This is a genomic window from Streptomyces polyasparticus, from assembly GCF_014493765.1.
GTDB classification, from domain to species: domain Bacteria; phylum Actinomycetota; class Actinomycetes; order Streptomycetales; family Streptomycetaceae; genus Streptomyces; species Streptomyces polyasparticus.
In genome coordinates this window covers 237689-262437 of sequence record NZ_JACTVJ010000005.1, presented here as the reverse complement: position 1 = coordinate 262437, position 24749 = coordinate 237689, and the positions used below count along the sequence as shown (strand labels likewise).

Below are 24749 nucleotides of genomic sequence, written 5' to 3'. Positions count from 1 at the left end.
CCATGAAGCGACGGATCATCGCCCTCGCAAGTGCCGCCGCCCTGAGCGTGGTCGCGGTCCCAAAAGCACCCGCGAGCACGGCCCGTACGACAGAAGAGTCCGCCGCGCTGGACGCGGCCCTCGACGCCGTGCACCGCGCGGGAATACCCGGTGTCTTCGCGCAGGTCCGTGCCGACGGCCGTACCTGGCAAGGCGCGTCGGGCGTCGCGGATCTCGCGACCGGCCGCCCGGTGCGGGCCGGTCTGCACCACCGCGTCGGCAGCGTCACCAAGACCTTCACCGCGGCCGCCGTCCTGCAGCAGGTCGAGCAGGGCCGGATCCGGCTCGACGCGCCCATCGGCGACTACCTGCCGCGGCTGGTTCCGGGGGAGCGCGGCCGGAAGATCACCGTGCGGATGCTGCTCAACAACACCAGCGGCATCCCCGACTACCTCCCGTACGCCTTCCCCTCCCTGGCCGGGTTCCCGTCGATCCCCGACATGTCGCCGGAGAGCATCGAGGACAACCGGTACCGGGAGTTCACCCCGCACGAGCTGATCAGGATGGGTCTCGACGCACCGCCCACCGGCGAGCCCGGCGGCCCCACCGGGGTGTACTCCAACACCAACTACCTGCTCATCGGGCAGCTGTTGGAGCTGGTCACCGGCACCACGGCGGAGGACTACATCACCCGGCACGTCATCGAGCGGGCCGGACTGCGGCACACCTCGTTCCCGTCGGGGCCGCGCATCAAGGGCCCGCACGCGCGGATGTACGAGGGCTTCTACGGACTGATCGATCCGCCGCGGGACTTCAGCGTCTACAACATGTCCTGGGTGGGCCCCTCGGCCGCTCTGGTCTCCACGATGGACGACCTCAACCGTTTCTACGCACGCCTCCTGGCCGGCGACATCGTCAGCCGCGCGTCGCTCGCGCAGATGCAGCGGACGGTCCCCGTGGTGGCGCTCGACGGTTCGACGATCCAGTACGGCCTCGGCCTGCACAAGGTGGTCGTGCCGGGCTGCGGCACCTTCTGGGGGCACGACGGTTCGGCCTGGGGCGCGGGGGCCATCTCCCTGACCCGGGACGACGGCCGGCGTCAGATGTCCGTCGCCGTCAATCTCCAGCGCTGGAACAGGCCCGACGCGTCGGGACAGCCGCAGCCGCACGCCATCGACGGCGCGCTGAAGTCCCTTTACGGGCTGGCGATGTGTGAGGACGAGCACTGACGCGGGGTGAAGGGGCCGGGGCGTCATGAGCCCCGGCCCCTTCGGCTAGGCCGCCTGCCGGCCCCGCGCCCGGTGCCCGGCGATCAGCTCCGCGTACCGGCGTCCGCTGCCCTTGACCGTGCGCCGCTGCGTCGCGTAGTCGACATGGACGAGCCCGAAGCGCTTGTCGTAGCCGTACGCCCACTCGAAGTTGTCGAGCAGCGACCACGCGAAGTACCCGGCCAGCGGCGCACCGCCCGCCGCCGCACGGGCGCAGGCCGCGAGATGGTCCTCCAGGTAACGGGTGCGCTCGGGGTCGAGCACACTGCCGTCGGGGCCCGGGGTGTCCACGTACGCGGAGCCGTTCTCCGTCACGTACAGGCGCTCGGGTCCGTACTCGCGCGTGACCCTCAGCAGGATGTCCTCCAGGCTCTGCGCGTGCACCTCCCAGTCCATGTGCGTGGTGGGTGCGCCCTCGACCGGCACCTGCCGTGCGAACGGGGCGGGTCCGGTGGGGTCGTCCTCGACGACCTGGCGGAAGTAGAAGTTGACGCCCAGCCAGTCGAGCGGGGCGGAGATCAGCTCCAAGTCCCCTTTCTGTAGGGGGAGTTCGACCCCGTACACGTCCAGCATGTCCTGCGGGTAGCCGCGCCCGGAGATCGGGTCCAGCCACCAGCGGTTGGTGTGCCCGTCCGCGCGCCGGGCCGCCGCGAGGTCCTCGGGGCGGTCGGAGGCGGGGGCGATCGGGCTGAGGTTGTTGACGATGCCCACGCGCGCGCCGGGCACGGTGGCGCGCAGCGCCTGCACGGCGAGGCCGTGGCCGAGGTGCAGGTGGTATGAGGCGCGCACGGCCGCCGTCAGATCGGTCAGGCCGGGGGCCATCCGGCCCTCCAGGTGACCGATCCACGCCGAGCACAGCGGCTCGTTGAGCGTGCACCAGTCCTTGACGCGGTCGCCCAGCTTCTCGCCCACCACGGCCGCGTACTCGGCGAACCGCTCGGCCGTGGCGCGCTCGGGCCAGCCGCCGCGGTCCTGCTGCGCCTGGGGCAAGTCCCAGTGGTAGAGCGTGAGATGAGGGGTGATGCCCGCCTCGCACAGGCCGTCCACGAGCCGGTCGTAGAAGGCGAGGCCCTTGGCGTTCACCACTCCGTCCGCCTGCGGTACGACGCGCGGCCACGCCACCGAGAACCGGTAGGCGTCCGTGCCGAGTTCACGCATCAGGGCGAGGTCCTCGCGCCAGCGGTGGTAGTGGTCGCAGGCCACGTCGCCGTGGTCGTTCCCGTCGATCTTCCCCGGCGTATGGGAGAAGGTGTCCCAGATGGAGGGGGAGCGGCCGTCCTCGGCGACGGCGCCCTCGATCTGGTACGCCGAGGTGGCCGTACCCCAGACGAAGTCCGCGGGCAGGGGGCGAAGGTCGTCAGCCGAAGTCACGAAGTGCCTTTCCCAGATGGTCGGTCGGTGTCATTTGACGGCCCCGGCGGTGAGGCCGGCGACGAGATAGCGCTGCAGGAGGAGGAACCCGGCGACCACGGGCACGCTGACGACCAGCGAGGCGGCCATCACCTGGTTCCAGTACACGTTGTTCTCGGTGGCGTACGCCTTGAGGCCCACGGCCAGCGTGCGCGTGGTGTCGTTGGTCATCACGGAGGCGAAGAGCACCTCGCCCCAGGCGGTCATGAACGCGTACACCGCGACCGCGACGATCCCCGGCACCGCGGCCGGGACCACGACGCGGAACAGGGCCCCGAGCGGGCCGCAGCCGTCGACCAGGGCGGCCTCGTCGAGGTCGCGCGGGATCGAGGAGAAGTACCCGATCAGCATCCAGACCGAGAACGGCAGCGAGAAGGTCAGATACGTGAGGATCAGACCGCCGCGCGAACCGTAGAGCGCGATGCCCGTCTGGTTGCCGATGTTCACGAAGATCAGGAACAGCGGCAGCAGGAAGAGGATCCCGGGGAACATCTGCGTGGACAGGATGGTCACCGTGAACACCCGCTTGCCGCGGAACTGGTAGCGGCTGACCGCGTACGCGGCGAACACCGCGATGACCACCGAGCAGACGGTCGCCGCGCCCGCCACGATCAGCGAGTTCATGAAGTACTTCGCGAGCGGCACCGTCTCCCAGATGTCCACGTACGGCCGCAGCGTGAAGCTGCTGGGGATCCAGCTCCACTCGCCCAGGGTGTCCTCGAGGGGCTTCACGGAGCTGGAGAGCATCACGTACACCGGAAGCAGCGCGAACAGGGCGAGCAGTGTCAGGACGATCCGCCGGGTCCAGACGAAGGACTGCGGGGGCGCCATGGGGCTCTTGGCCAGGGGTGTCCTAGGCATCGGCGCCCTTCCTTCCGCGCGAGGTGATCACGAGATACACCGCCGTGACGAGCAGCAGGAACAGCAGCAGGAGCACGGACATGGCGGATCCGGAGCCGAAGTTCCAGGTGATGAACGACGAGTCGTAGATATGGATCGAGACCAGGTCGGCGGCCTCGGGCGCGCCCTTGCCGAACAGCAGGAACGGGGTGTTGAAGTCGTTGAACGTCCATAGAAACAGGACGAGGACCAGGACCTGGTTGACGGGACGCAGCGAGGGCAGGGTGATCCGGCGGATCTGCTGCCAGATACCGGCACCGTCGATCGAGGCGGCCTCGTACAGCTCCTTGGGGATGTTCTGCAGCCCGGCCATCAGCATCAGGAACGCGAACGGCCAGGTTTTCCAGACCGCGACGGTGGTCAGGGCCCAGAAGGCGTTGTCGCCGATCAGCCAGAAACTGTCGCCGCCGAGGACCGAGTTCACCAGGCCGTTGTCCCGCTGGAACATGAACGCCCAGGTGATCACGGCCGCGTAGGCGGGCAGCGCGTACGGCGTGAGGAACACCGCGCGCAGCAGTCCGCGGCCCCGGAAGCTCTCCTGCATGAGGATCGCGGCGCTCACCCCGAACAGCCAGGAGCAGCCGACGGTGAGGACCGTGAAGGAGCAGGTCACCCAGAACGAGTGGAGGAGTTCGGCGCCGATCGGGGCGTCGAAGTCCACGGCGACACGGAAGTTCTCCAGACCGGCCCAGGGCGCGCGGCCCCAGTCCCGTATGTAGAACTGCGTGAGTTCCTTGAAGGCCATCACGATGCCGACCACCATCGGCACGAGATGGATCAGGAGCTCGAACAGGAGCGCGGGGAGCAGCAGCAGATACGGCAGGCCACCGCGGCGGATCCTGGCGGGGATCCGCAGCCGGCGGCGGGGCGGACCCCCGGCGGGGGAGCTCGGGGCTTCCCCCGCCGCGGGCGCCTTCACATCGAGCGAGGTCACGGTGGATTGCCTCAGCTCTTGGTCATCTGCTGTTCGGCCTTGCCGAGCGCGGCCTTCACGGACTCGGTGGTCACGGGCCGGCCCGCGGCCGCGTCGGCGAACAGGTCCTTGATGGCCGTGCCGACCACGGTCTCGAACTGCGACTCCTCCGGGACCTGCGGCAGCGGCGCCGCGCTCGTGCCGAGCACGTCGCGCAGGACCGCGGTGTCCGGCTTGTCGAAGGCCGCATCCTGCTGCGCCGCCTTGACCGGCGGGATCGAGCCGTACGTGGAGTTCAGGATCTTCTGCTCCGCGTCGGAGGTCATGAACTTCACGAACTGCAGGGCGCCGTCGAGGTTGTCGGTGTTCTTGAACACCGAGATGTTGATGCCGGCCACCATCGAGTTGATCTGCTTGCCCTGGCCGGGCGTGCCCGACTGGACCGGCACGGGCGCGACGCCGTACTCGCTCTCGTCCATGCCCTGGGACTTGAACGTGGACGCGGCGGCCTGCCACAGGACCATCGCCGCCTTGCCCTTGGAGAAGTCGCTCAGGGACTGGTTCTGGGCGTACTCGGCGGCCGACTTGGACGTGATCTTGTCCTTGGCCATGAAGTCGACCCACTGCTTCACACCGGCGACCGCGCCGTCCGAGGTGAAGTCCGGCTTGCCGTCCGCGGTGAAGAAGTCGGCGCCGTGCTGCTTGGCGAGCACGAAGGCCTGGTGGATGTGGTTGGAGAGGTTGCTGCCTTCGAGCGCGAGACCGTACGTGTCGCCCTTGGTGACCTTCTTGCCGGCCTCGACCAGCTCGTCCCAGGTGGCCGGGGGCTTCGCTATCCCCGCGTCCTTGAAGATCTTCTTGTTGTAGTAGAGCGCGTACGACAGCGAGTACAGCGGGACCGCCGCCGGGTCCTTGCCTTCCGCGCCGGCCGCCGCGACCGCCGACTCGGTGAAACGGTCGCGGCCGCCGATCTTGTCGAAGGTCTTGTCGTCCCAGGGCAGCAGCGCGCCCGTCGCCTGCAGCGAGGCCGACCAGGTGTTGCCGATGTTGAGGATGTCGGGGCCCTGGCCCGAACTGGTCGCCGCCAGGATGCGGTTGAGCAGGTCCGACCACGGGACGACCTCGAGCTCGACGTCGATCCCGGTCTGCTTCTCGAACTTCGCGATCTCCTTGGTCAGGATCTCCTTGTCGGCCTCGATGCTCGGGCCCTGGTTCGAGGCCCAGTACGTGAGCTTCTTGGGGCTTTTGTTGCTGCCCTCGCCATTCGTGGCCGTACCGCCACCGCACGCGGCGGCGGTCGCGGTCAGGGCGATGACGAGGGCGGTGGCTGCGGCGGCTCGCATGGTGCGCATGAGGGCCCCTCTCCGGGGGTGGCCCCGTTCAACTCCTGAACGGGCGTCACGGCTAAATTCAAGGCGTGAGTTAAGTAGTAAGAGAAGTGGGCGTCAAGAGGTCGCGCACGAGTTGACCAGCACGTTATGGTCACGCTCGTAGGGGAGCCGATCCCCTGTCCGCGGTGCCGAGGGGAGCGACGATGGCGGAACCACACCGGCGCACGGTGCGTGACCTGCGGCGCAGCAATCGTTCGACGGTGCTGACCAAGCTGTACTTCGAGGGTCCGCTCAGCCGTCAGGAGCTCGGCCCGCTCACCGGGCTCAGCTCGGGGTCGATCAGCAATGTCGCCGGCGAACTGATCGCGGACGGCCTGGTCGAGGACGCCGGCTCGGTGGACTCCGACGGCGGACGGCCGCGCACCCTGCTCCGGGTCGCGCCCGGCAGCGGGCAGCTCGTGGGCGTGGACGTCGGCGAGACCCGGGTACGGGTCGAACTCTTCGACCTGACCCTCACCGAACTCGCCCGCGCCGACCTGCCGTTGCCCCCCGACGGCCACGATGTGGAGCGGGTGGTACGGCTCATCGGCGAGGGGCTGCAGCAGGTGATGCGGCAGGTCCCCTCGGCCACCGGGCTGCTCGGCATCGGCGTGGGCGTCCCCGGCATCGTGGACTCCGGATCCGTCGTGCACGGCCAGACGATCGGCTGGGACGCGGTACCGCTCGGCTCGCTCCTGCGCGCCTCGGGCCAACTCCCGCTGGACATACCGCTGTTCATCGACAACGGTGCGAAGACGCTCGGCCGCGCAGAGATGTGGTTCGGTGCGGGCCGTGGCGCGCGCAACGCCGTGGTCACCCTGATCGGCTCGGGCGTCGGCGCCTGCGTGATCGCCGACGGAGTCCCGTACCAAGGAGCGAGCAGCAGCGCGGGGGAGTGGGGACACACGGTCCTCCAGGTGGTCGGCGGCCGTCCCTGCCGGTGCGGCTCACGCGGCTGCCTCGAGGCGTACGTGGGGGCCGAAGCGCTCCTGGAGCGGTGGCGCGAACGCGGCGGGACCTGGGCGGCGCCGGACGAAGAGGGCGCGCTGGCCGAGCTGTTGGCGGCCGCCGACGCGGGGCCGCTGCTCGACGAGACGGCCGAGTACCTGGGCGCCGGCCTCGCCGACCTCGTGAACCTCTTCAACCCCGAACGCATCGTGGTCGGCGGCTGGGCGGGCCTGCTGCTCGGCCCCCGGCTGCTGCCCGCGGTCCGCGAGGCGGCCGCCTCGTACGCGCTGAGGCATCCCTTCGCGGGCACCTCGCTGGTGCTGGGGCAGCTCGGCCCCGACGCCGTCACGGTGGGCGCGGCGACGCTGCCACTCGCGCGCTTCCTGGAGGCCGGGGGTGCGGTGCGCGGCAGGGTCGCCACCGCGTCGGGTTAGCCTCGCTGGTGGGACGACCTCGGGGACTGCTGCTGGGAGGCACGCTGCATATGGACTTCGTCGATCTGGGCACATACGGCGAGCAGTTCACCAAAGACCCGTATCCCGTCTACGCGGAACTGCGCGACCGGGCCCCCGTCCACTTCGTACGGCTCGCGCCGCCGTACGAGGACATGTACACCTGGCTGATCGTCGGCTACGAGGAGGCGCGGGCGGCGCTCAACGACCCCCGGCTCGCCAAGAACCCGTCGGTGCTGGACAGTTCGGCCATGGACGGCGACCTGATCGGCACCCATCTGCTGATCGCCGACCCGCCGCAGCACACTCGGCTGCGCAAGCTGGTGGCGCGGGAGTTCACCGCCCGCCGGGTCGAGGCGCTCGCGCCGCGCGTGCAGGCGATCGCCGACGGCCTGCTCGACGCGTTGGGTTCGCGGGGGCGGACGAACCTCATCGACTCCTTCGCGTTCCCGCTGCCCCTCACCGTGATCTGTGAACTCCTCGGTGTGCCGGACATGGACCGCGAGGCCTTCCGTGCCATGTCCAACGAAGTGGTCGCCCCCACCGGCGTCGAAGCGGAGCAGGCCGCGGTCGGTCAACTCGCGACGTACCTGGATGAGTTGATCGAGGACAAGCGCTGCACGGCCCCCGCCGACGACCTGCTCAGCGCCCTGATCCGCACCACGGCCGAGGACGGCGACCAGCTCTCCGCCGACGAACTGCGCGCGATGGCCTTCCTCCTCCTGATCGCCGGCCACGAGACCACGGTCAACCTCATCGGCAACGCGGTCCACGCGCTCCTGGCGCATCCCGATCAACTCGAAGCCGTACGGGCCGACTTCGGTCGCCTCGACGCGGTGATCGAGGAGACGCTGCGGCACGAGGGGCCGGTGGAGAACGCCACGTACCGCTTCACCGCCGAACCCGTCACCATCGGCGAGGTCACCATCCCGCAGGGCAACGCGGTGCTTGTCTCGCTCGCGGCGGCCGCACACGATCCCGCCCGCTTCCCCGACCCCGGCCGCTTCGACCCGGACCGCTCCACACAGGGGCATCTGGCCTTCGGGCACGGCATCCACTTCTGCATGGGCGCACCGCTCGCCCGGCTCGAAGCCCGGATCGCGCTGCGCACACTCCTGGAGCGCTGCCCGGACCTCGCGCTCGACGGTACGCCGGGGCCCTGGCTGCCCGGGATGCTGGTCAGGGGGGTGCGCAACCTCCCGGTCAAGTGGTGAAATGCGGCTCGAGACCCAGACGGCCGCAGCCGCGGGAAAGCCAGCCGTGCACCATGGAGGACGCCGCAATGCCGGATCCGACGCCGGAGTTCGATCTCGCCGTCGCCGAACAGGTCCTGGACGCCCAGCCGTTCAGCCGCCTCCTGAAGACACGGATCACCACCTTCGGTGACGGCGAGGCCGTGCTCGAACTGGACATCCGCGAGGAGCTCGAGCAGCAGAACGGCTTCCTGCACGGCGGAGTCCTCGCCTATGCGGCCGACAACTCCCTCACCTTCGCGGCCGGTTCGGCCATCGGGCCTTCCGTCCTCACAGCGGGCTTCTCCATCCAGTACCTGCGCCCGGCCCGTGGCCGCACCCTGCTCGCCCGCGCCTCGGTCGTGCACGCGGGCCGCCGCCAGGCGGTGGCCCGATGCGATCTGGTCTGCGTCGACTCCGAGGGTACGGAGACACTGTGCGCGGTCGCGCAGGGAACGGTCCTCAACACCTCCGGCAGCTGACGTGCAGCGCCAACTGGAGATAGCGGCCGAACTCACCGCCCGCCTCGGCGGCGGTGAGGGCTTCCACCACGTCCACTGGCGCTCGAAGCTCGAACTCGCCCTGGACTGTTTCATCTGCGAACGCACCGGCCGTACGACCGTCCTGGAACTGGGCGCGGAACGCGCCCTGTGCTCGGGCAGCACCAGCAGCGGCTACCCGAGCCACTACACCGCCGCCCGTATCGCGGCCTTCGACGTCACCTCGGGCGACGACCGCCTGGCGCTGCGCGCCGTGGTCAGCTTCTGGTGGGCGCCCTTCACGGACTCCCGTACGGGCCTGCGGGGCGCGGCCCCCACGCTCCAGCCCTGGGTCCGCCTCCACCTCGGCTACAACTGCCCCGACGAGGAGGCGAAGGACCCCCACCACTTCACGACGCAGACCAACGCGATCCGCCCCACCAGCGAGTCCTGCACCCACTGCGCCCGCCCGGTGGCGACCAGCACACGGGCGCCGACGATACGGCTGATGGACTGACCCGCGTCTCGGTGCCCGCCGCGTCAGTCCTCGCCCCGGAAGCTCCGGTACTCGCTGTCCATCAGCTCCCAGAAGGAGCGATACCGCACCGCTCCAGGCAGCCAGTGCGCGAGATACCAGGCTTCCCATTCGCCCTCGGGCGTCACCACGCACGGATTGAGCAGATACACATCCGTGGCGTCCGGAGTGTGGCTGATCTTCAGCGTGCGGGCCAGGTACTCGGGACGGTAACTGAAGGTGGCCTGCTGCTCGCCGTAGACGAAGTACTCCTCGTCGGGGACCGCCACGTCGTCGATGCGGTCCTCCACGAGGTCCGGATCCAGGTCCCGCGCCCAGCCCACCTCCCGTACGGGAAGCAGTCGTCGGATTTCGCTCGTCGTGTCGAGCCAGCCGTCGCTGGTGAGCAGGAACTGCCGGTAGCTCGGCGGCAGTGCGGTGCCCAGGCGTGACTCGAGCGCCGCGACCTCGGCCTGCGTGGCCCCGGCCGTGCCGAGCCAGCGCGCCGCACGGACCGCGGCAGGGAACGGCTCGGCCCGTTCCTGTTCGTGCAGGACCGGGTCGAGCCAGTCGTCGCTCCATCGCTGGAGGAACTCGCGCCAGGCGAAAGCCTTCTCGCTCACCCGATCTCCGCCACCCGTACCACCCGGCCCTGCCTGCGGGAGACCTCGCAGGCCTCCGCCACGCGCAGCGCGGCCAGGGCCTCGTGGCCGTCGCAGGGGTTGGGATGCTCGCCGAGCAACACCGAGACGAACGCGGCGAGTTCGGCCTCGTACGCCGGGGCGAAGCGTTCCAGGAAGCCCGGCCAGGGCTTGGTGGCGGCGGGGGGTCCCTGGGGTTCCGTCGAGGCGATCGGGGTGCGGTCGTCCAGGCCGGCGGCGATCTGGTCGAGTTCACCGGCCAGCTCCATGCGGACGTCATAGCCCGCGCCGTTCAGGCGGGTTGCCGTCGTCGTGGCCATCACCCCGTCCGAGAGCGTCAGCACCGCCGCCGCCGTCGACACGTCGCCCGCCTCGCGGAACATCGACGGCCCCGCATCCGATCCGGTCGCGTACACGGACTCGACCTCGCGCCCCGTCACCCAGCGCAGCATGTCGAAGTCGTGGATCAGGCAGTCGCGGTACAGACCGCCGGAGAGCGGCAGGTACTCGGGCGGCGGGGGAGCCGGGTCCGAGGTGATCACGCGCACCGTGTGCAGCCGGCCGAGACGCCCCGACCGCACCGCCTCACGCGCCGCCGTGTACCCCGCGTCGAAGCGGCGCTGGAACCCGATCTGCAGCACGGTCCCGGCCTCCTCCACCTCCGCGAGGGCCGCCAGCGTGCCCGGCAGGTCGAGCGCGATGGGCTTCTCGCAGAACACCGGGAGCCCCGCCCGCGCCGCCTGTCCGATCAACGTCGCGTGGGCCGAGGTCGCCGCCGTGATCACCAGGGCGTCGACGCCCCAGGTGAAGACCTCCCGTACGCCTGGAGCGGCTGTCTCGCCCAGCCGCTGGGCGAGTTCGGCGGCCCGCGCGGCATCCGCGTCCGCGATGAGGAGTGATCCCACATCGCGGTGGCGGCTGAGCGCGGCGGCATGGAAGGAGCCGATCCGGCCGGCTCCGATGAGTCCGATACGCATGGCCCCAACGTGACAGGCCCGCCGGACTCTGTCCATGGTTTGTCAGGACAATCGAACCTCACCACTTCCTGTCAAACGGACACGGGACTACGCTCGCCCCGTGTCCAAGCCAGCAGGGCGAGTCGAGGGGAGAACGGCGGGCAACGCTTCGCTGCAGCTCGGAGTCGACCGCAGCAGCCCCGTCCCGCTGTACTACCAGCTGTCCCGGCAGCTCGAGGAGGCCATCGAACAGGGCAAGCTCGCCCCCGGCAGTCTGCTCGGCAACGAGATCGATCTCGCCGGGCGCCTCGGCCTGTCCCGGCCCACCGTGCGCCAGGCGATCCAGTCGCTCGTGGACAAGGGACTGCTCGTACGCCGACGCGGCGTCGGCACCCAGGTCGTGCACAGCCAGGTCAAGCGCCCGCTCGAACTCTCCAGCCTGTACGACGACTTGGAGAGCGCCGGCCAGCGCCCGGCCACCCACGTCCTGCACAACGTCCTCGAACCCGCGTCCGCCGAGGTCGCCGCCATGCTCGGCGTCGCCGAGGGCGCCGACGTCCACCGCGTCGAGCGGCTGCGGCTCGCGCACGACGAGCCCGTGGCGTACCTCCGCAACCATCTGCCCGTAGGCCTGCTGCCGCTGGAGACCGCGGACATGGAGGCCACCGGCCTGTACAAGCTGATGCGCAACGCGGGTGTCACCCTGCACAGCGCCCGCCAGGCCATCGGCGCCCGGGCGGCGACCGCCGCGGAAGCCGCCCGGCTCGGCGAGAACGAGGGCGCGCCCGTGCTCACGATGGCCCGCACGACGTACGACGACATGGGGCGCGCGGTCGAGTACGGCTCGCACATCTACCGCGCCTCGCGCTACTCCTTCGAGTTCCAACTGCTCGTACGTTCCTGAGCGTTGGCCTCTTCCTTCACGCCTGCCGTGCCCGAGCGGCTCTCTGCCCGGGCGCCTGTCGACGCGACTGCGTAACGAAGTCCTAATGTTCTGACAAACGCATTGACGACGCTCGGCGCCCCGACTACAAACCCTGAAGCCGCACCCCGGCGGCCAGGGAATGAGGTGGGTCCACCATGCGTACAAGCCGCTCTGCCACAGGCGTAGCAGCCTTCGCAGCCGCTGCCGTACTCCTCGCCGGGTGCAGCAGCTCCGGAGGCAAGGATTCCGAGGAGAAGCCGGAGGAGGCGGGCGGAGGCAAGGTCTCCGGACCCCGGCTGACCATCGCGATGGTCACGCACTCCGGCAAGGGCGACGCGTTCTGGGACATCGTGCAGAAGGGCGCCAAGGCGGCCGCGGCCAAGGACAACGTCGAGTTCCTGTACGCCAGCGACGACCAGGCCAAGGAACAGGCCGCGCTCGTCCAGTCGTACATCGACAAGAAGGTCGACGGCATCGTCGTCACGCTGGCCAAGCCCGAGGCCATGAAGGACGTGCTCGGCAAGGCCAAGACAGCCGGGATCCCGGTGATCACCATCAACTCCGGCGGACAGTTCGCCAAGGAGTACGGCGCGCTCAACCACGTCGGCCAGGACGAGTCCGTGGCGGGCGAGGCGGTCGGCGCCGAACTGGAGCAGCGCGGCCGCAAGAAGGCCCTGTGCGTGATCCACGAGCAGGGCAACGTCTCCCTCGAAGAGCGCTGCGCCGGCGTCAAGAAGGCCTTCGGCGGCGACACCGAGAACATCAACGTGCCCGGCACCGACATGCCCCAGACCCAGTCGCAGATCGCCGCGAAGCTGCAGGCCACCGAGGACATCGACACCATCGTCACGCTGAACGCGGGCATCGCCGAGGCCGCGATCAAGGCCAAGGGCGACGCCGGCAGCGAAGCCGAGGTCTCCACGTTCGACCTGAACGAGGCCGTCACCGAGCAGATGAAGGCCAAGGAGATCGTCTTCGCCGTGGACCAGCAGCCCTACCTGCAGGGATACCTCGCGGTGGACGGGCTGTGGCTCTACAGGAACAACCTCAACGTCATCGGCGGCGGCCAGCAGGTCCTCACCGGCCCGGCGATCGTCACCGAGAAGGATGTCGCGCAGCTCGAGAAGCTGACCAAGAACGGCACGCGATGACCGCTGCGGCCCTCGGGCCTGTCCGCCGACAGGCCCTCGCCGTGCCCGGCCGCTCGACCGTATGGCCGAGCGGCCGCCCGGTACCTGACCGGTGGACTGGATCACCAGTCGGTAATACTGGGGCGTTCGCAGCCGCATACGCGGCCGCGGCGCACCGAGCAAGGCAGCAAGAAGGGCACGGCTTCGTGGCAAGGGTTCAAGCCTGGGTGGGCATCGCGATGGCGGCGGTGCTCGGAGCAACGATCACCGGGTGCAGCAGCACGGGCGGCAAGCGGGCCGAGGACGCCCGCAAGGCCTCGGCGGCGGCGGCACAGGGCAAGGCAGCCGTGAACACGCCCAAGTGGACCTTCGCCATGGTCACCCACTCGGGCGACGGCGACAGCTTCTGGGACATCGTGCAGAGCGGTGCCAAGCAGGCGGCCGTGAAGGACAACATCAACTTCCTGTACGCACACAGCGACCAGGCACAGGAGCAGGCGCAGCTCGTCCAGTCGTACATCGACAAGAAGGTCGACGGCCTGATCGTCACGCTCGCCAAGCCGGACGCCATGAAGGGCGTCATGGCCAGTGCGAAGAAGGCCGGCATCCCCGTGATCACGGTGAACTCCGGCTCCGCCGAGTCCAAGGAGTTCGGCGCGCTCAGCCATATCGGCCAAGACGAGGAGATCGCGGGCGAGGCCGTCGGCACCGAGCTCAACAAGCGCGGAAAGAAGAAGGCGCTCTGCGTCCTGCACGAGCAGGGCAACGTGGGCCACGAGCAGCGCTGCGCCGGCGCCAAGAAGACCTTCGACGGCGAGATGCAGAACCTCTACGTCGACGGCACGAACATGCCCGACGTCCAGTCCGGCATCGGCGCCAAGCTCCAGGCCGACGGCGACATCGACACCGTCGTCACCCTCGGCGCGCCCTTCGCGGACGCGGCCGTCAAGGCCAAGAAGGACGCGGGCAGCGACGCCGAGGTGGACACGTTCGACCTCAACCAGGACGTCGCGCAGGGCCTGCAGGACAAGACGTACGGCTTCGCGGTCGACCAGCAGCCCTACCTCCAGGGCTACGAGGCCGTCGACCTGCTCTGGCTCTACCGCTACAACGCCGACGTCCTCGGCGGTGGCCGGCCCGTCCTGACCGGGCCGCAGATCATCGACCAGAGCGAGGCCGGCGAGCTGCTCTCGTACACGGAGCGGGGGACCCGATGACCACAGCCACCGTGGACGAGCGGCTGCTGCGCACCTCCCTGTGGCGCAAGCTGCTCGCCCGGCCCGAGCTCGGCGCGGTCATGGGCGCCGTCGCCGTCTTCGTCTTCTTCTCGTTCGCCGCGGACAGCTTCCTGCGCGTGTCCTCGCTGAGCACCGTCCTGTACGCGGCGTCCACGCTCGGCATCATGGCCGTGCCGGTGGCTCTGCTCATGATCGGCGGCGAGTTCGACCTCTCCGCGGGCGTGCTCGTGACGTCCTCGGCGCTGGCCTCCTCGATGTTCAGCTACCAGATGACGGCCAACGTCTGGGTGGGCGTCTTCGTCTCGCTGCTCGTCACGCTGGGCATCGGCGTCTTCAACGGCTTCATGCTGACCCGCACGAAACTGCCCAGCTTCATCGTGACGCTCGGCACGTTCCTGATGCTGACGGGCCTGAACCTGGGTCTGACCAAGGCGATCAGCGGCACCGTGCAGACCAAGTCGATCGCCGACATGGAGGGCTTCTCCTCGGCGCAGAGCGTCTTCGCCTCGGAGATCTCGATCGGCGGGGTCGACTTCAAGATCACGATCCTGTGGTGGCTCGTCCTGGTGGCCTTCGCCACCTGGATCCTGCTGCGCACCCGCTGGGGCAACTGGATCTTCGCGGTCGGCGGCAACGGCGACGCGGCCCGCGCCGTCGGCGTCCCGGTCACCAAGACCCGTATCGGCCTCTACATGGCCGTCGCCTTCGGCGCCTGGATCTCCGGCCAGCATCTGCTCTTCTCCTTCTCCCGGGTGCAGTCCGGCGAAGGTGTCGGCAACGAGCTGATCTACATCGTCGCGGCCGTCATCGGCGGCTGCCTGATCACCGGCGGATACGGCTCCGCGATCGGTTCGGCCTTCGGCGCACTGATCTTCGGCATGGTCAGCAAGGGCATCGTGTTCGCCGAGTGGAACGCCGACTGGTACAAGTTCTTCCTCGGCGCGATGCTGCTGCTCGCCACGCTCTTGAATCACTGGGTACGCAAGCGGGCGGAGGCCACGAAATGACCGACGCTTCCGAGGCGCGCGAGGCTCCCGAGGCCGACAAGGCTCCCGAGGCCGGCCGGGCTCCCGCTCTTGTCGAGCTCGACGACGTCAGCAAGTACTACGGCAACATCCGGGCGCTCGAAGGGGTCTCCCTGGAGGCGCACGCGGGTGAGGTCACCTGTGTGCTCGGTGACAACGGCGCCGGCAAGTCCACCCTGATCAAGATCATCGCGGGGTTGCACCAGCACGACGCGGGCACGTTCCGCATCGAGGGCGAATCGGTTCGTCTCTCCAAGCCCCGCGAGGCCCTGGACCGCGGGATCGCCACGGTCTACCAGGACCTGGCGGTCGTGCCGCTGATGCCGGTGTGGCGGAACTTCTTCCTCGGCTCGGAGCCGACGAAGGGTGTGGGTCCGTTCAAGCGCATGGACGTCGAGTTCATGCGCCGTACGACCCGCGAGGAACTGCTTCGCATGGGCATCGACCTGCGCGACGTGGACCAGCCCATCGGCACGCTCTCGGGCGGTGAGCGGCAGTGCGTCGCGATCGCGCGGGCCGTCTACTTCGGCGCCAAGGTCCTGGTCCTCGACGAGCCGACGGCGGCGCTCGGCGTCAAGCAGTCGGGCGTCGTCCTCAAGTACGTGGCGGCCGCGCGGGACGCGGGCCTCGGCGTGGTCCTCATCACGCACAACCCGCACCACGCGTACCTGGTCGGCGACCGCTTCATCCTGCTCAAGCGCGGCACGATGGCGGGCAGCTACGTGAAGTCCGGCATCGAGCTCGACGAACTGACCCGCCAGATGGCGGGCGGCTCGGAGCTGGAGGAACTCAGCCACGAGCTGGAGCGTGCGCCGGAACCGTTGCATTTGGGCGGGGAGCCCACGGACAGGTCGTGACGGCCGGCCTCGGCTGCGGCCCGGTGTGACGGCCGGCCTCGGCTGCCGCCCGTCGGGATGGCAGCCGAGGCGACGGCTGTGCGGGTATCGGCAGGCGAGCCTGGCTGGGCGTCGGAGGAAGGGCCGGCCGGGCGCGGCCGAAGGGGCCGGCCGGGCGGGTGTCGGGCAGGCGAGAGCCGTGCGGGCGTCAGCCCAGGCCGAGTCGGGGAATCTCGCGTCCTGGGGAGCGGTCCATCACCATCAGCAGGCCCGCCGCACGCGTCCTGCGGAATGCCTCCTCGTCGACGACGTCCAGCTGGAACCAGACCGCCTTGGCGCCGATGGCCACCGCCTGGTCCGCTATCCCGCCCGCAAGGGCGGAGTTCACGAACACGTCCACGACGTCGACGGGGAACGGGATCTCCGCAAGCGAGGCATAGCCCTGCTCGCCGTCCACGGCCTCGGCCTTCGGGTGCACGGGCACCACCCGCTTGCCGAGACGCCGCAGTTTCGCGGCCACGCGGTAGGCGGCCCGTTCCGGGTTGTCCGACAGACCCACGACGGCCCAGGTGTCTCCGGCCGCGGTGAGAATCTGCTCGATGGTGGCGTCATCGCCGTATGCGGGGACTGTCGCGTCAGTTGGCATAGGCAGAAGCTAGCCAGACTGAATACTGTATGCAATACCCGGGGCGTCATCGGTGACGGCCCGTGGATCACACGGGCCAAACCGTCCCGCGGGCGCCCGCCCCCATAGAATCGCCACCGATGAGCACCTACCGCGATCTCACCCACCGAGGCTCGGCGCGAGCGACCCTCCGTACAGTTGGGACGCGCGAGCGCCGCTCCCATCTCACCGCCCCCCGCGTGCCCACCGTCGGCATCGACATCGGCGGTACGAAGGTGATGGCCGGCGTCGTCGACGCGGACGGCGTCATCCTGGAGAAGCTCCGTACGGAGACCCCGGACAAGTCCAAGAGCCCCAAGGTCGTCGAGGACACCATCTGCGAGCTGGTGCTCGACCTCTCCGACCGCCACGACGTGCACGCCGTCGGCATCGGCGCCGCGGGCTGGGTGGACGCGGACCGCAACCGCGTCCTGTTCGCCCCGCACCTCGCCTGGCGCAACGAGCCCCTGCGCGAGGCCCTCGAGGGACGCCTCGCCGTCCCGGTCCTCGTCGACAACGACGCCAACACCGCCGCCTGGGCCGAGTGGCGCTTCGGCGCGGGCCAGGGCGAGGACAACCTCGTCATGATCACGCTCGGCACCGGCATCGGCGGCGCCATGCTGGAGAACGGCCAGGTCAAGCGCGGAAAGTTCGGCGTCGCCGGCGAGTTCGGCCATATGCAGGTCGTCCCCGGCGGCCACCGCTGCCCCTGCGGCAACCGCGGCTGCTGGGAGCAGTACAGCTCCGGCAACGCCCTCGTGCGCGAGGCCCGCGAACTGGCCGCGGCCGACTCCCCGGTCGCGTACAACATCATCGAGCGCGTGGGCGGCCAGGTCTCCGACATCACCGGCCCCCTGATCACCCAGCTCGCCCGCGAGGGCGACGCGATGTGCGTGGAGCTGCTGCAGGACATCGGGCAGTGGCTCGGCGTCGGCATCGCCAACCTCGCGGCCGCGCTCGACCCTTCCTGCTTCGTGATCGGCGGTGGCGTCAGCGCCGCCGACGATCTCCTGATCGTGCCCGCGCGCCACGCGTTCCGCCGCCAGCTCACCGGCCGCGGCTACCGTCCCGAAGCCCGTATCGCCAAGGCGCAGCTCGGACCCGAGGCCGGCATGGTCGGTGCGGCCGATCTGGCCCGCCTGGTCGCCCGCCGCTTCCGCCGCGCCAAGCGCCGCCGCGTCGAGCGCCACGAACGGTACGAGCGCTACGCCCAGGCCATCCGCAACGGCCGTATCCCCCCGCTCACCGACCTCATGGCGGACGGTCCCGCCGCCGACCGGGCTGCGGCCGACAAGGGCACGGCCGACAAGGGCGCGATCGAGCGGAGCGCATCCGGCTCGAACTCCAGGGGCTCGAGTGCCAGGGATGCGAACTCGAAGGACGCGAACGCCAAGGACACGAACGCCAAGGACGCCAGCCCCACAGAGGCCGGCTCCAGAAACACCAGCACCACCGAACCCAGCACCACCAACTCCAGCACCACCAACTCCAGCACCACCAACTCCAGCACCACGCAAGGAAATCCGTAAATGCCGTCCGTGCCCCGCCAGTCCACGCCGCCGGACGAGCCGCCGCGTCAGCCCGAGGAGGACCGCCGGCATATGATCCGGCGCCGCTGGATCACCGCGATCATCATCGTGCTCCTGATCGGGGTCCCGGCCGGCTATCTCGCGATCTCCGCAGGCCAGAGCAGGGACAGCGGACGGGACAAGGAGAAGAAGTACTCGGCGACCGGGCTGACCGCGGGCTGGCCGTCACGGGTGCAGCGGCGCATCTACGAAGTGCCGATTCCGACGGGGTCCACGAAGGTCGCGTACTACGAGACCAACAACTGGCGCACCAGCCGGCTCTACGTGCAGTTCGAGACGAGCCCGGCCGGTCTGGACGGGTTCCTGAAGGGCATCGGCGAAACCACCGCCGACCTTCAGGAAGGCGAGATCACCATCAGCAAGCGGGACCAGAGCGTCGTCGGCTGGGAGTTCACGGGCCCGGGCCCGTGGTCCGGCCTGACCCACAAGCAGAAGGACCCCCGGCCGACCCAGACCGTCACGGTGAACACCGCGAACCCGGCCAGGCCGATGGTGTACGTGGTCTCCACGGCGACTCCGTAGACAGTCGGCCGCATGGGCCGCGGACAGCAGGTGGCATGCCCGCAGCCGTCCGCGGCAGGCGTGCCGAGACATGGGTGAAAACGCGTCCGACCTGCGCCGATGCCCGATTGTCAGTCCCGCTCCGTAAAGTCTTCGGCAGCTGACCGGACCGCGTCGGCACGACCGCGACGGACCGTCCGCCGGGGCAAGGAGAGGAGGTGCGGCCCGCCATGACCACTGCCGCGCTCGCGCGCCTCGCGCCCGTCTTCCTGCCCGCACCCCTGCCCCGCGACGGCCGGCTCGCCTTCTGGTCGCCGGACGGCTCACCCCTGCCCGCGGACATCGGCTCGGCCACCGAGCTCGCCGTCGTCCGCAGAAGAGGCGCCGTGGTCCGTACGGTCACGGTGCCCGCCCTCTCCGTCGAGGTGGAGCAGGCGCTGCCGGCCCTGCTGCAGGCCCGCACCACGCCGCAGGCGCATCCCGCCGCCGCCTGCTGGGGCGCGGCCGCCCACTTCGCCCTGCACCTCGTCGCGCGCGGCCGGCTGCTCCCCGGTCTCACCGGCGACGACCTCGACGCCTGGCGCGCGGGACCGCTCGAAGCGGACGACATCCGCTATCTCCGCGCGGTCGCGGACGCGCTTCCGTACGAGGGACATGCGAGCCCGCTGCCCGACAGCAAACCGCTCCGACTGCCGGCACCCGAAGCCCTCGTCCGCTCCTTCCTCGACGCGGTCGCCGACACCCTGCCCCGTACGCCCGCGGCCGCGCACGCGGTCGGAGCGCCGTTCGCCGCACGCGCCGCGCAGCGGCTGCCGCAGGCGCGGGACTGGGCGGCGGAGGCCGCGGCCGGGATGGACACCGGCGTGCGGATCTCGCTGCGGCTCGACCTCAGCGGATACCACCTGTTCGACCGCGGGGACGACGAGCGGAGCCAGGGCGCCGCCGCGATCGTCCAGGTGCACAGCCTCGCCGACCCCACGCTCGTGATCGACGCGGCGGCGCTGTGGGCGGGGGAGGGCGACGCGATGTTCGGACCGCGCGCCCGTGTCGACGCGGCCCTCGCGCTGCGCCGCGCCGCGCGCGTCTGGCCTCCCCTGGAGCGGCTCGGCGAGCGGGACACGCCGGACGTACTGGCCCTGACCGAGGAGGAGTTGTACGACCTGCTCGGCGTCGCGGCCGCCCGCCTCACCGCCGCCGGAGTCGGTGTCCACTGGCCACGCGATCTCGCCCAGGACCTCTCCGCCGCGGCGATCGTCCGTCCGGCGCCGGGGTCGGCCACGGACGGCACCGGGTTCTTCGAGGCCGAGCAACTCCTCGAATTCCGCTGGCAGTTGGCCCTCGGCGGCGACGCGCTCAGCGAGGCCGAGATGGATGTGCTCGCCGAGTCCCACCGCCCTGTGGTGCGGCTGCGCGACCAGTGGGTTCTGGTCGACCCCGCGCTCGTACGCAAGGCGCGCAAGCGGGAGCTGGGGCTGCTCGACCCGGTGGACGCGCTGTCCGTGGCGCTCACCGGCGAGGCCGAGGTCGACGGCGAAGCGGTCGAGGCCGTGCCCATCGGCGCGCTCGCGGCCCTGCGGGAACGGCTGACGGGCGCCCCGGCCCCGGCCGTACCGCCCCCCGGTCTGCGGGCCACCCTGCGCGACTACCAACTGCGTGGCCTCACCTGGCTCGACCAGATGACCTCACTCGGCCTCGGCGGCTGTCTCGCCGACGACATGGGCCTCGGCAAGACCATCACCGTCATCGCGCTGCATCTCAAGCGCGCCCGCAGCGAGCCCACGCTCGTCGTCTGTCCGGCGTCGCTGCTCGGCAACTGGCAGCGCGAGATCGAGAAGTTCGCCCCCGGCGTCCCCGTGCGCCGCTACCACGGCACGGGCCGCACCCTCGACGACCTCGACGGCGGCTTCGTCCTCACCACGTACGGCACGATGCGCTCGGCCGCACCGCGGCTCGCACAGCAGTCCTGGGGGATGGTCGTCGCCGACGAGGCGCAGCATGTGAAGAACCCGATGTCGGCGACCGCCAAGGCGCTGCGCACCATCCCGGCGCCCGCGCGCGTGGCGCTCACCGGCACCCCCGTGGAGAACAACCTCTCCGAGCTGTGGGCCCTGCTCGACTGGACGACTCCCGGTCTGCTCGGCCCGCTCAAGGCGTTCAGGTCCCGGCACGCCCGTGCGGTCGAGGGCGGTGAACACCCGGACGCGGCCGAGCGGTTGGCGCGGCTTGTCCGGCCGTTCCTGCTGCGCCGCCGCAAGAGCGATCCCGGGATCGTGCCCGAGCTGCCCCCGAAGACGGAGACCGACCACCCGGTGCCGCTCACCCGCGAGCAGGCCGCGCTGTACGAGGCGGTGGTCCGCGAGTCAATGGCCGCGATCGAGGCCGCCGAGGGCATCGCGCGCCGTGGCCTGGTCCTCAAGCTGCTCGGCGCCCTGAAGCAGATCTGCAATCACCCGGCGCAGTACCTCAAGGAGGGCTTCGCTCAGGGCGAGAGCCGCTCGGGGCCCGAGCTGAGCGGGGTGCGCCTGGACGGCCGCTCCGGCAAACTCGCCCTGCTCGACGAGCTGGTGGACACGATCCTCTCGGAGGACGGCTCGGTGCTCGTCTTCACGCAGTACGTGGGGATGGCCCGCCTCATCGCCGCGCATCTCGCGACGCGTGCGGTGCCGGTCGAGGTGCTGCACGGGGGGACGCCGATCCCCGAGCGGGAGAAGCTCGTCGACCGTTTCCAGGCCGGTGCCACGCCGGTGCTCGTGCTGTCCCTGAAGGCCGCGGGCACGGGTCTGAACCTGACGCGGGCCGGCCATGTCGTGCACTTCGACCGCTGGTGGAACCCGGCGGTCGAGGAGCAGGCCACCGACCGCGCGTACCGCATCGGCCAGACCCAGCCGGTGCAGGTCCACCGTCTGATCACCGAGGGCACCGTGGAGGACCGCATCGCGGAGATGCTCGCCGCGAAGCGGGAGTTGGCGGAGGCGGTGCTCGGTTCGGGGGAGTCGGCGCTGACGGAGCTGACGGACCGGGAGCTCGGTGATCTGGTGTCGTTGAGGAGGTCGGCATGACCCCCAAGGGCAGCCCGGCGGACCGGGCACGCGAGGCGCTGCGGGCGGCGCGGGCGGAGCGGGAGCGGTTGTCGGCGGGCCCGGAGGCCGGGGCCGCTGAGGGTTCGGGCTCCGCAGCGGATGCGGCTGCGGTGGCTGATGGGTCCACGGCGTCCCCGTCGGCGCCCTCCTTGGGCGCCCTCTCGCCCCTACCTGCGCCGCCTGGGCCAAGTGCCGTTCTCTCGGGCGGGGTTGTTCGCGGTGAGACGGACGCGGGTGCCTCCGTGGCGTGGGAAGCGGCTGAGGCTTCGCGGGGTGCGGATGAGCCTGGGTCGCCCGATGGCGGGGGCGCTGCTGATCGGTCGGGTTCCTCGGGTGAGGTGGGGACCGCTGATCCGTCGCGTCCTTCAGGCGGGGTGGGGACCGCTGGTCGGTCGGGCGCATCGGGGATGTCGCGACCGGCTGACGTCGCGCGGGCCGCCCTCCGCGCGGCGCGCGCTGCTTCGGCGGTACGAGGGTCAAGTGGCGTCGGCGTCGGCGGTGTTGAGGACGCGGCGGCTTCGGAGCAGGCGGGATCCGACGCGCGCGGTGATCACTCCTGCGTGGTGGGCACCGCGGCGGGCGAGGCCGAGGGGGAGCCGGCAGGTGTCGGCGCGGAGTGTCCTGCGGGGCGGGTCGGCCTCGGGGCGGATCGTACGGAAGGGGCGGGGGCTGATCGAGGAGCAGAGGGAGTCGAGGGAGCATCGGCGGAGCAGGGAGAGGCAGGCGCTGAGGGGGCGTCGACGGAACGGGGAGAGGCGGGTGCCGAGGGGGTAACCGCGGGGCGTGATGCGGATCGCGTCGATGGGGCACAGGCAGGGCGTGGATCGGCTGGTGCCGAGGGGGCGAAGAAGGGGCGCGAGGCGGACGCCGCGCGAGCCGCGCTGCGTGCGGCCCAGGCCCGCCGTGACGCGGAGCGCAAGGAGGCGCGGGAGGCGCCTGCCGCAGGCAGCCGGCCCGTCCGGCGTGCCCGTGTTGAACAGGCTGATGAACAGGGCGTACGGGAGACGAATCCGTCGCATGGCACTGGATCCGGTGGCCGGGCGGGCCGGTCCGTGCGGCGGGCTCGCGCCGGTCGAGCCGCGGAGCAGGGTGACGTGGGCGCGAGCGGGCGCAGGGCCGCCGGTTTCGGTGGCCCGCGCGGGGTGTCGGAAGATGTTGCCCACTTGTTGCGCACCATGGGCCGCGGGGGGAGCGCTGGCGCCTCGGCAGGTGCCGACCCCGCCGACGCCACAGGGTCCGCAGCCGGCAGCGCGCGCCCGGCGCAGGCGCGGACCGGTTCCGCGTCGGCGAACGATGATGCACCGGATCCGTCCGGCGGTCCCCGCTCCGACCGGATCGCCGAGCGGAGCCCCGCCGCCCCTCCGGCCACCGCTCGCCCCCACCTCGCCCAAGACCTTCGCCGTACGTTCTCCGCTCTGCCCCAACGGCCCACCGCCGACGGGGACTTCGCGGACACCTGGTGGGGGAACGCCTGGGTGCGGGCGCTGGAAGAGGTCGCCGCCGATCCGGCGAGGCTCAAGCGCGGGCGAGGGTACGCGGATCAGGGCCACGTCGAGGCGATCACGGTGACGCCGGGCAATGTGCTCGCGTACGTACAAGGCAGCCGGCAGCGCCCCTACCGCACCCGGATCCGGCTGCGGACGCTGGACGACGCCGAGTGGGAGCGTTTCCTCGACGCTGCCGCCGACCACCCCGGCCACCTCGCCGCCCTGCTCGACAAGGAGCTGCCGCAAGGGCTCGCGGACCTCGGCGTGAACTTGCTGCCGGGCCCCGGCGACCTCCAACCCGACTGTTCCTGCCCGGACTTCGGCCACCCCTGCAAGCACGCAGCCGCCCTCTGCTACCAGACGGCCCGGCTGCTCGATGCCGACCCCTTCGTCCTGCTGCTGCTCCGCGGCCGGGGCGAACACTGGCTCCTCGACACCCTCGCCCGCCGCAACGCCCACCGCGCCGCCCGCGCCGCATCGGCAGCGCCGCCGATGCCCGGTGTCCGCGCCTCCGAGGCGATGGAGCCCCGCGCCCTGCCCCCGCTCCCGGCGCCCTTGCCGCGGCCGGCGCATCCGGGTCCGCCTCCCGCGTACCCGGCCGCGCCCGGCGGCCCGGACCCGTTGGCGCTCGACCAGTTGGCGACCGACGCGGCCGCGCGGGCCCACACACTCCTGGGCACCGGCGAGGACCCCCTCGCCGGTCTCACGCTCTGGCAGGACGCGGTCCGTATCGCCGCCGCCCAGCCCGGCTCGGGGCTCACCGGCGCGACCCGGGCGCTGTATGCGCAGTTGGCCGCGGCGGCGGACCGTTCCCCGACGGACCTCGCGCGCGCCGCTGCCGCCTGGCGGCAGGGTGGTGCGGAAGGCCTTGCGGTCCTCGAGGATTCCTGGAACCCGCCGGCCGGCCCGTTCGACCAGGCTCGTCCCGCGCTGATGGCTGCGGAACACCCGCCGTTCCGGCCGTCCGCCAACCACCTCACGCACCCCGACGGCCACCTCCAGCTCCGCTACGGACGCGACGGCTACTGGTACCCGTACGAATCCGAACCCGGCCGCGAGGACTGGTGGCCCCGGGGCACGAGGGACCTGGACCCGGTGGGCGCACTGACCGGGTAAGGGCTCGCCCGAGCCCACCTGGCCACGCGCTCCACGCAGGCTCTCAGCCCCGCTTGCCGAAACCGGGCCGCGCGGTCTGCCGCATCGCCCCGCTCA

Annotated in this window: 20 protein-coding genes and 1 pseudogene; 14 read left to right on the top strand and 7 right to left on the bottom strand. The window is 70.9% G+C overall.

The genetic code is table 11. The features are described from left to right. Positions 1-107 precede the first annotated feature (107 nt). Positions 108-1208, top strand: coding sequence for a serine hydrolase domain-containing protein (locus tag H9Y04_RS09590; RefSeq protein WP_438818097.1), 1101 nt, complete (start codon positions 108-110; stop codon positions 1206-1208). Positions 1209-1253: 45 nt separating this feature from the next. Here H9Y04_RS09590 and H9Y04_RS09585 read toward each other — a convergent pair whose 3' ends face one another. From H9Y04_RS09585 to H9Y04_RS09570, 4 genes are read right to left on the bottom strand one after another with little or no spacing between them, the layout of a single operon-like run. After that, positions 1254-2618 carry a GH1 family beta-glucosidase gene (locus H9Y04_RS09585; RefSeq protein ID WP_187813307.1) on the bottom strand — a complete coding sequence of 455 codons (1365 nt, stop codon included), beginning with the start codon at positions 2616-2618 and terminating at the stop codon, positions 1254-1256. A 30-nt stretch (positions 2619-2648) separates the two neighbouring features. Then, positions 2649-3518, bottom strand: coding sequence for a carbohydrate ABC transporter permease (locus H9Y04_RS09580; protein WP_187813306.1), 870 nt, complete (start codon positions 3516-3518; stop codon positions 2649-2651). Next, positions 3511-4476, bottom strand: coding sequence for a carbohydrate ABC transporter permease (locus H9Y04_RS09575; RefSeq protein WP_438818096.1), 966 nt, complete (start codon positions 4474-4476; stop codon positions 3511-3513). The genes H9Y04_RS09580 and H9Y04_RS09575 overlap by 8 nt, the downstream gene beginning before the upstream one ends. Before the next feature lie 26 nt (positions 4477-4502). Continuing rightward, on the bottom strand, positions 4503-5822 hold the full coding sequence (locus H9Y04_RS09570) for an ABC transporter substrate-binding protein (protein ID WP_187813304.1): 1320 nt from the start codon (positions 5820-5822) through the stop codon (positions 4503-4505). A gap of 182 nt (positions 5823-6004) precedes the next feature. Between H9Y04_RS09570 and H9Y04_RS09565 the strand changes: the two genes are divergently transcribed. From H9Y04_RS09565 to H9Y04_RS09550, 4 genes are read left to right on the top strand one after another with little or no spacing between them, the layout of a single operon-like run. Further along, on the top strand, positions 6005-7222 hold the full coding sequence (locus H9Y04_RS09565; RefSeq protein ID WP_187813303.1) for an ROK family transcriptional regulator: 1218 nt from the start codon (positions 6005-6007) through the stop codon (positions 7220-7222). Positions 7223-7272: 50 nt separating this feature from the next. Continuing rightward, on the top strand, positions 7273-8454 hold the full coding sequence (locus tag H9Y04_RS09560; protein ID WP_187813302.1) for a cytochrome P450 family protein: 1182 nt from the start codon (positions 7273-7275) through the stop codon (positions 8452-8454). Positions 8455-8507: 53 nt separating this feature from the next. Next, positions 8508-8954 carry a PaaI family thioesterase gene (locus H9Y04_RS09555; RefSeq protein WP_236070696.1) on the top strand — a complete coding sequence of 149 codons (447 nt, stop codon included), beginning with the start codon at positions 8508-8510 and terminating at the stop codon, positions 8952-8954. Between the two features lies 1 nt (position 8955). Next, positions 8956-9468 (top strand): hypothetical protein, encoded by a 513-nt coding sequence (locus H9Y04_RS09550; RefSeq protein WP_187813301.1) that lies wholly within the window; start codon positions 8956-8958, stop codon positions 9466-9468. Positions 9469-9491: 23 nt separating this feature from the next. On the opposite strand, the gene H9Y04_RS46615 is transcribed toward H9Y04_RS09550, so the two are convergent. Further along, positions 9492-10088, bottom strand: a complete 597-nt coding sequence (locus H9Y04_RS46615; RefSeq protein ID WP_187813300.1) for an SMI1/KNR4 family protein — start codon at positions 10086-10088, stop codon at positions 9492-9494. Continuing rightward, positions 10085-11083: a Gfo/Idh/MocA family protein gene (locus H9Y04_RS09540; protein WP_187813299.1), complete on the bottom strand. Its 999-nt coding sequence runs from the start codon at positions 11081-11083 to the stop codon at positions 10085-10087. Before H9Y04_RS09540 ends, H9Y04_RS46615 begins: the two co-directional genes overlap by 4 nt. Positions 11084-11117: 34 nt before the next feature. On the opposite strand from H9Y04_RS09540, the gene H9Y04_RS09535 reads away from it, so the two are divergent. From H9Y04_RS09535 to H9Y04_RS09515, 5 genes are all read left to right on the top strand, one after another. Beyond that, entirely contained in the window at positions 11118-11966 is an 849-nt protein-coding gene (locus H9Y04_RS09535; protein WP_187813298.1) for a GntR family transcriptional regulator, read from the top strand. Positions 11967-12142: 176 nt separating this feature from the next. Continuing rightward, on the top strand, positions 12143-13138 hold the full coding sequence (locus H9Y04_RS09530) for a substrate-binding domain-containing protein (RefSeq protein WP_187813297.1): 996 nt from the start codon (positions 12143-12145) through the stop codon (positions 13136-13138). Between the two features lie 185 nt (positions 13139-13323). Next, complete coding sequence (locus H9Y04_RS09525; protein ID WP_187813296.1) at positions 13324-14334, top strand: sugar ABC transporter substrate-binding protein; 1011 nt, start codon at positions 13324-13326, stop codon at positions 14332-14334. After that, positions 14331-15362: an ABC transporter permease gene (locus H9Y04_RS09520; RefSeq protein WP_187813295.1), complete on the top strand. Its 1032-nt coding sequence runs from the start codon at positions 14331-14333 to the stop codon at positions 15360-15362. Before H9Y04_RS09525 ends, H9Y04_RS09520 begins: the two co-directional genes overlap by 4 nt. After that, on the top strand, positions 15329-16237 hold the full coding sequence (locus tag H9Y04_RS09515; RefSeq protein ID WP_187813746.1) for an ATP-binding cassette domain-containing protein: 909 nt from the start codon (positions 15329-15331) through the stop codon (positions 16235-16237). Before H9Y04_RS09520 ends, H9Y04_RS09515 begins: the two co-directional genes overlap by 34 nt. Positions 16238-16424: 187 nt before the next feature. Here H9Y04_RS09515 and H9Y04_RS09510 read toward each other — a convergent pair whose 3' ends face one another. After that, positions 16425-16862, bottom strand: coding sequence for a CoA-binding protein (locus H9Y04_RS09510; RefSeq protein WP_187813294.1), 438 nt, complete (start codon positions 16860-16862; stop codon positions 16425-16427). A 119-nt stretch (positions 16863-16981) separates the two neighbouring features. Between H9Y04_RS09510 and H9Y04_RS09505 the strand changes: the two are divergent. From H9Y04_RS09505 to H9Y04_RS09490, 4 genes and pseudogenes are all read left to right on the top strand, one after another. Next, positions 16982-18109, top strand: a pseudogene (locus H9Y04_RS09505) (ROK family glucokinase); the annotation flags it as partial. Positions 18110-18409: 300 nt separating this feature from the next. Then, on the top strand, positions 18410-18991 hold the full coding sequence (locus H9Y04_RS09500) for a sugar kinase (protein ID WP_187813293.1): 582 nt from the start codon (positions 18410-18412) through the stop codon (positions 18989-18991). A 209-nt stretch (positions 18992-19200) separates the two neighbouring features. Next, a complete protein-coding gene (locus H9Y04_RS09495; protein ID WP_187813292.1) occupies positions 19201-22029 on the top strand; it encodes an SCO1167/SCO6262 family helicase in 2829 nt (942 codons plus the stop codon). Between the two features lie 428 nt (positions 22030-22457). Next, positions 22458-24653, top strand: coding sequence for an SWIM zinc finger family protein (locus H9Y04_RS09490; protein ID WP_187813291.1), 2196 nt, complete (start codon positions 22458-22460; stop codon positions 24651-24653). Positions 24654-24749: the final 96 nt, after the last annotated feature.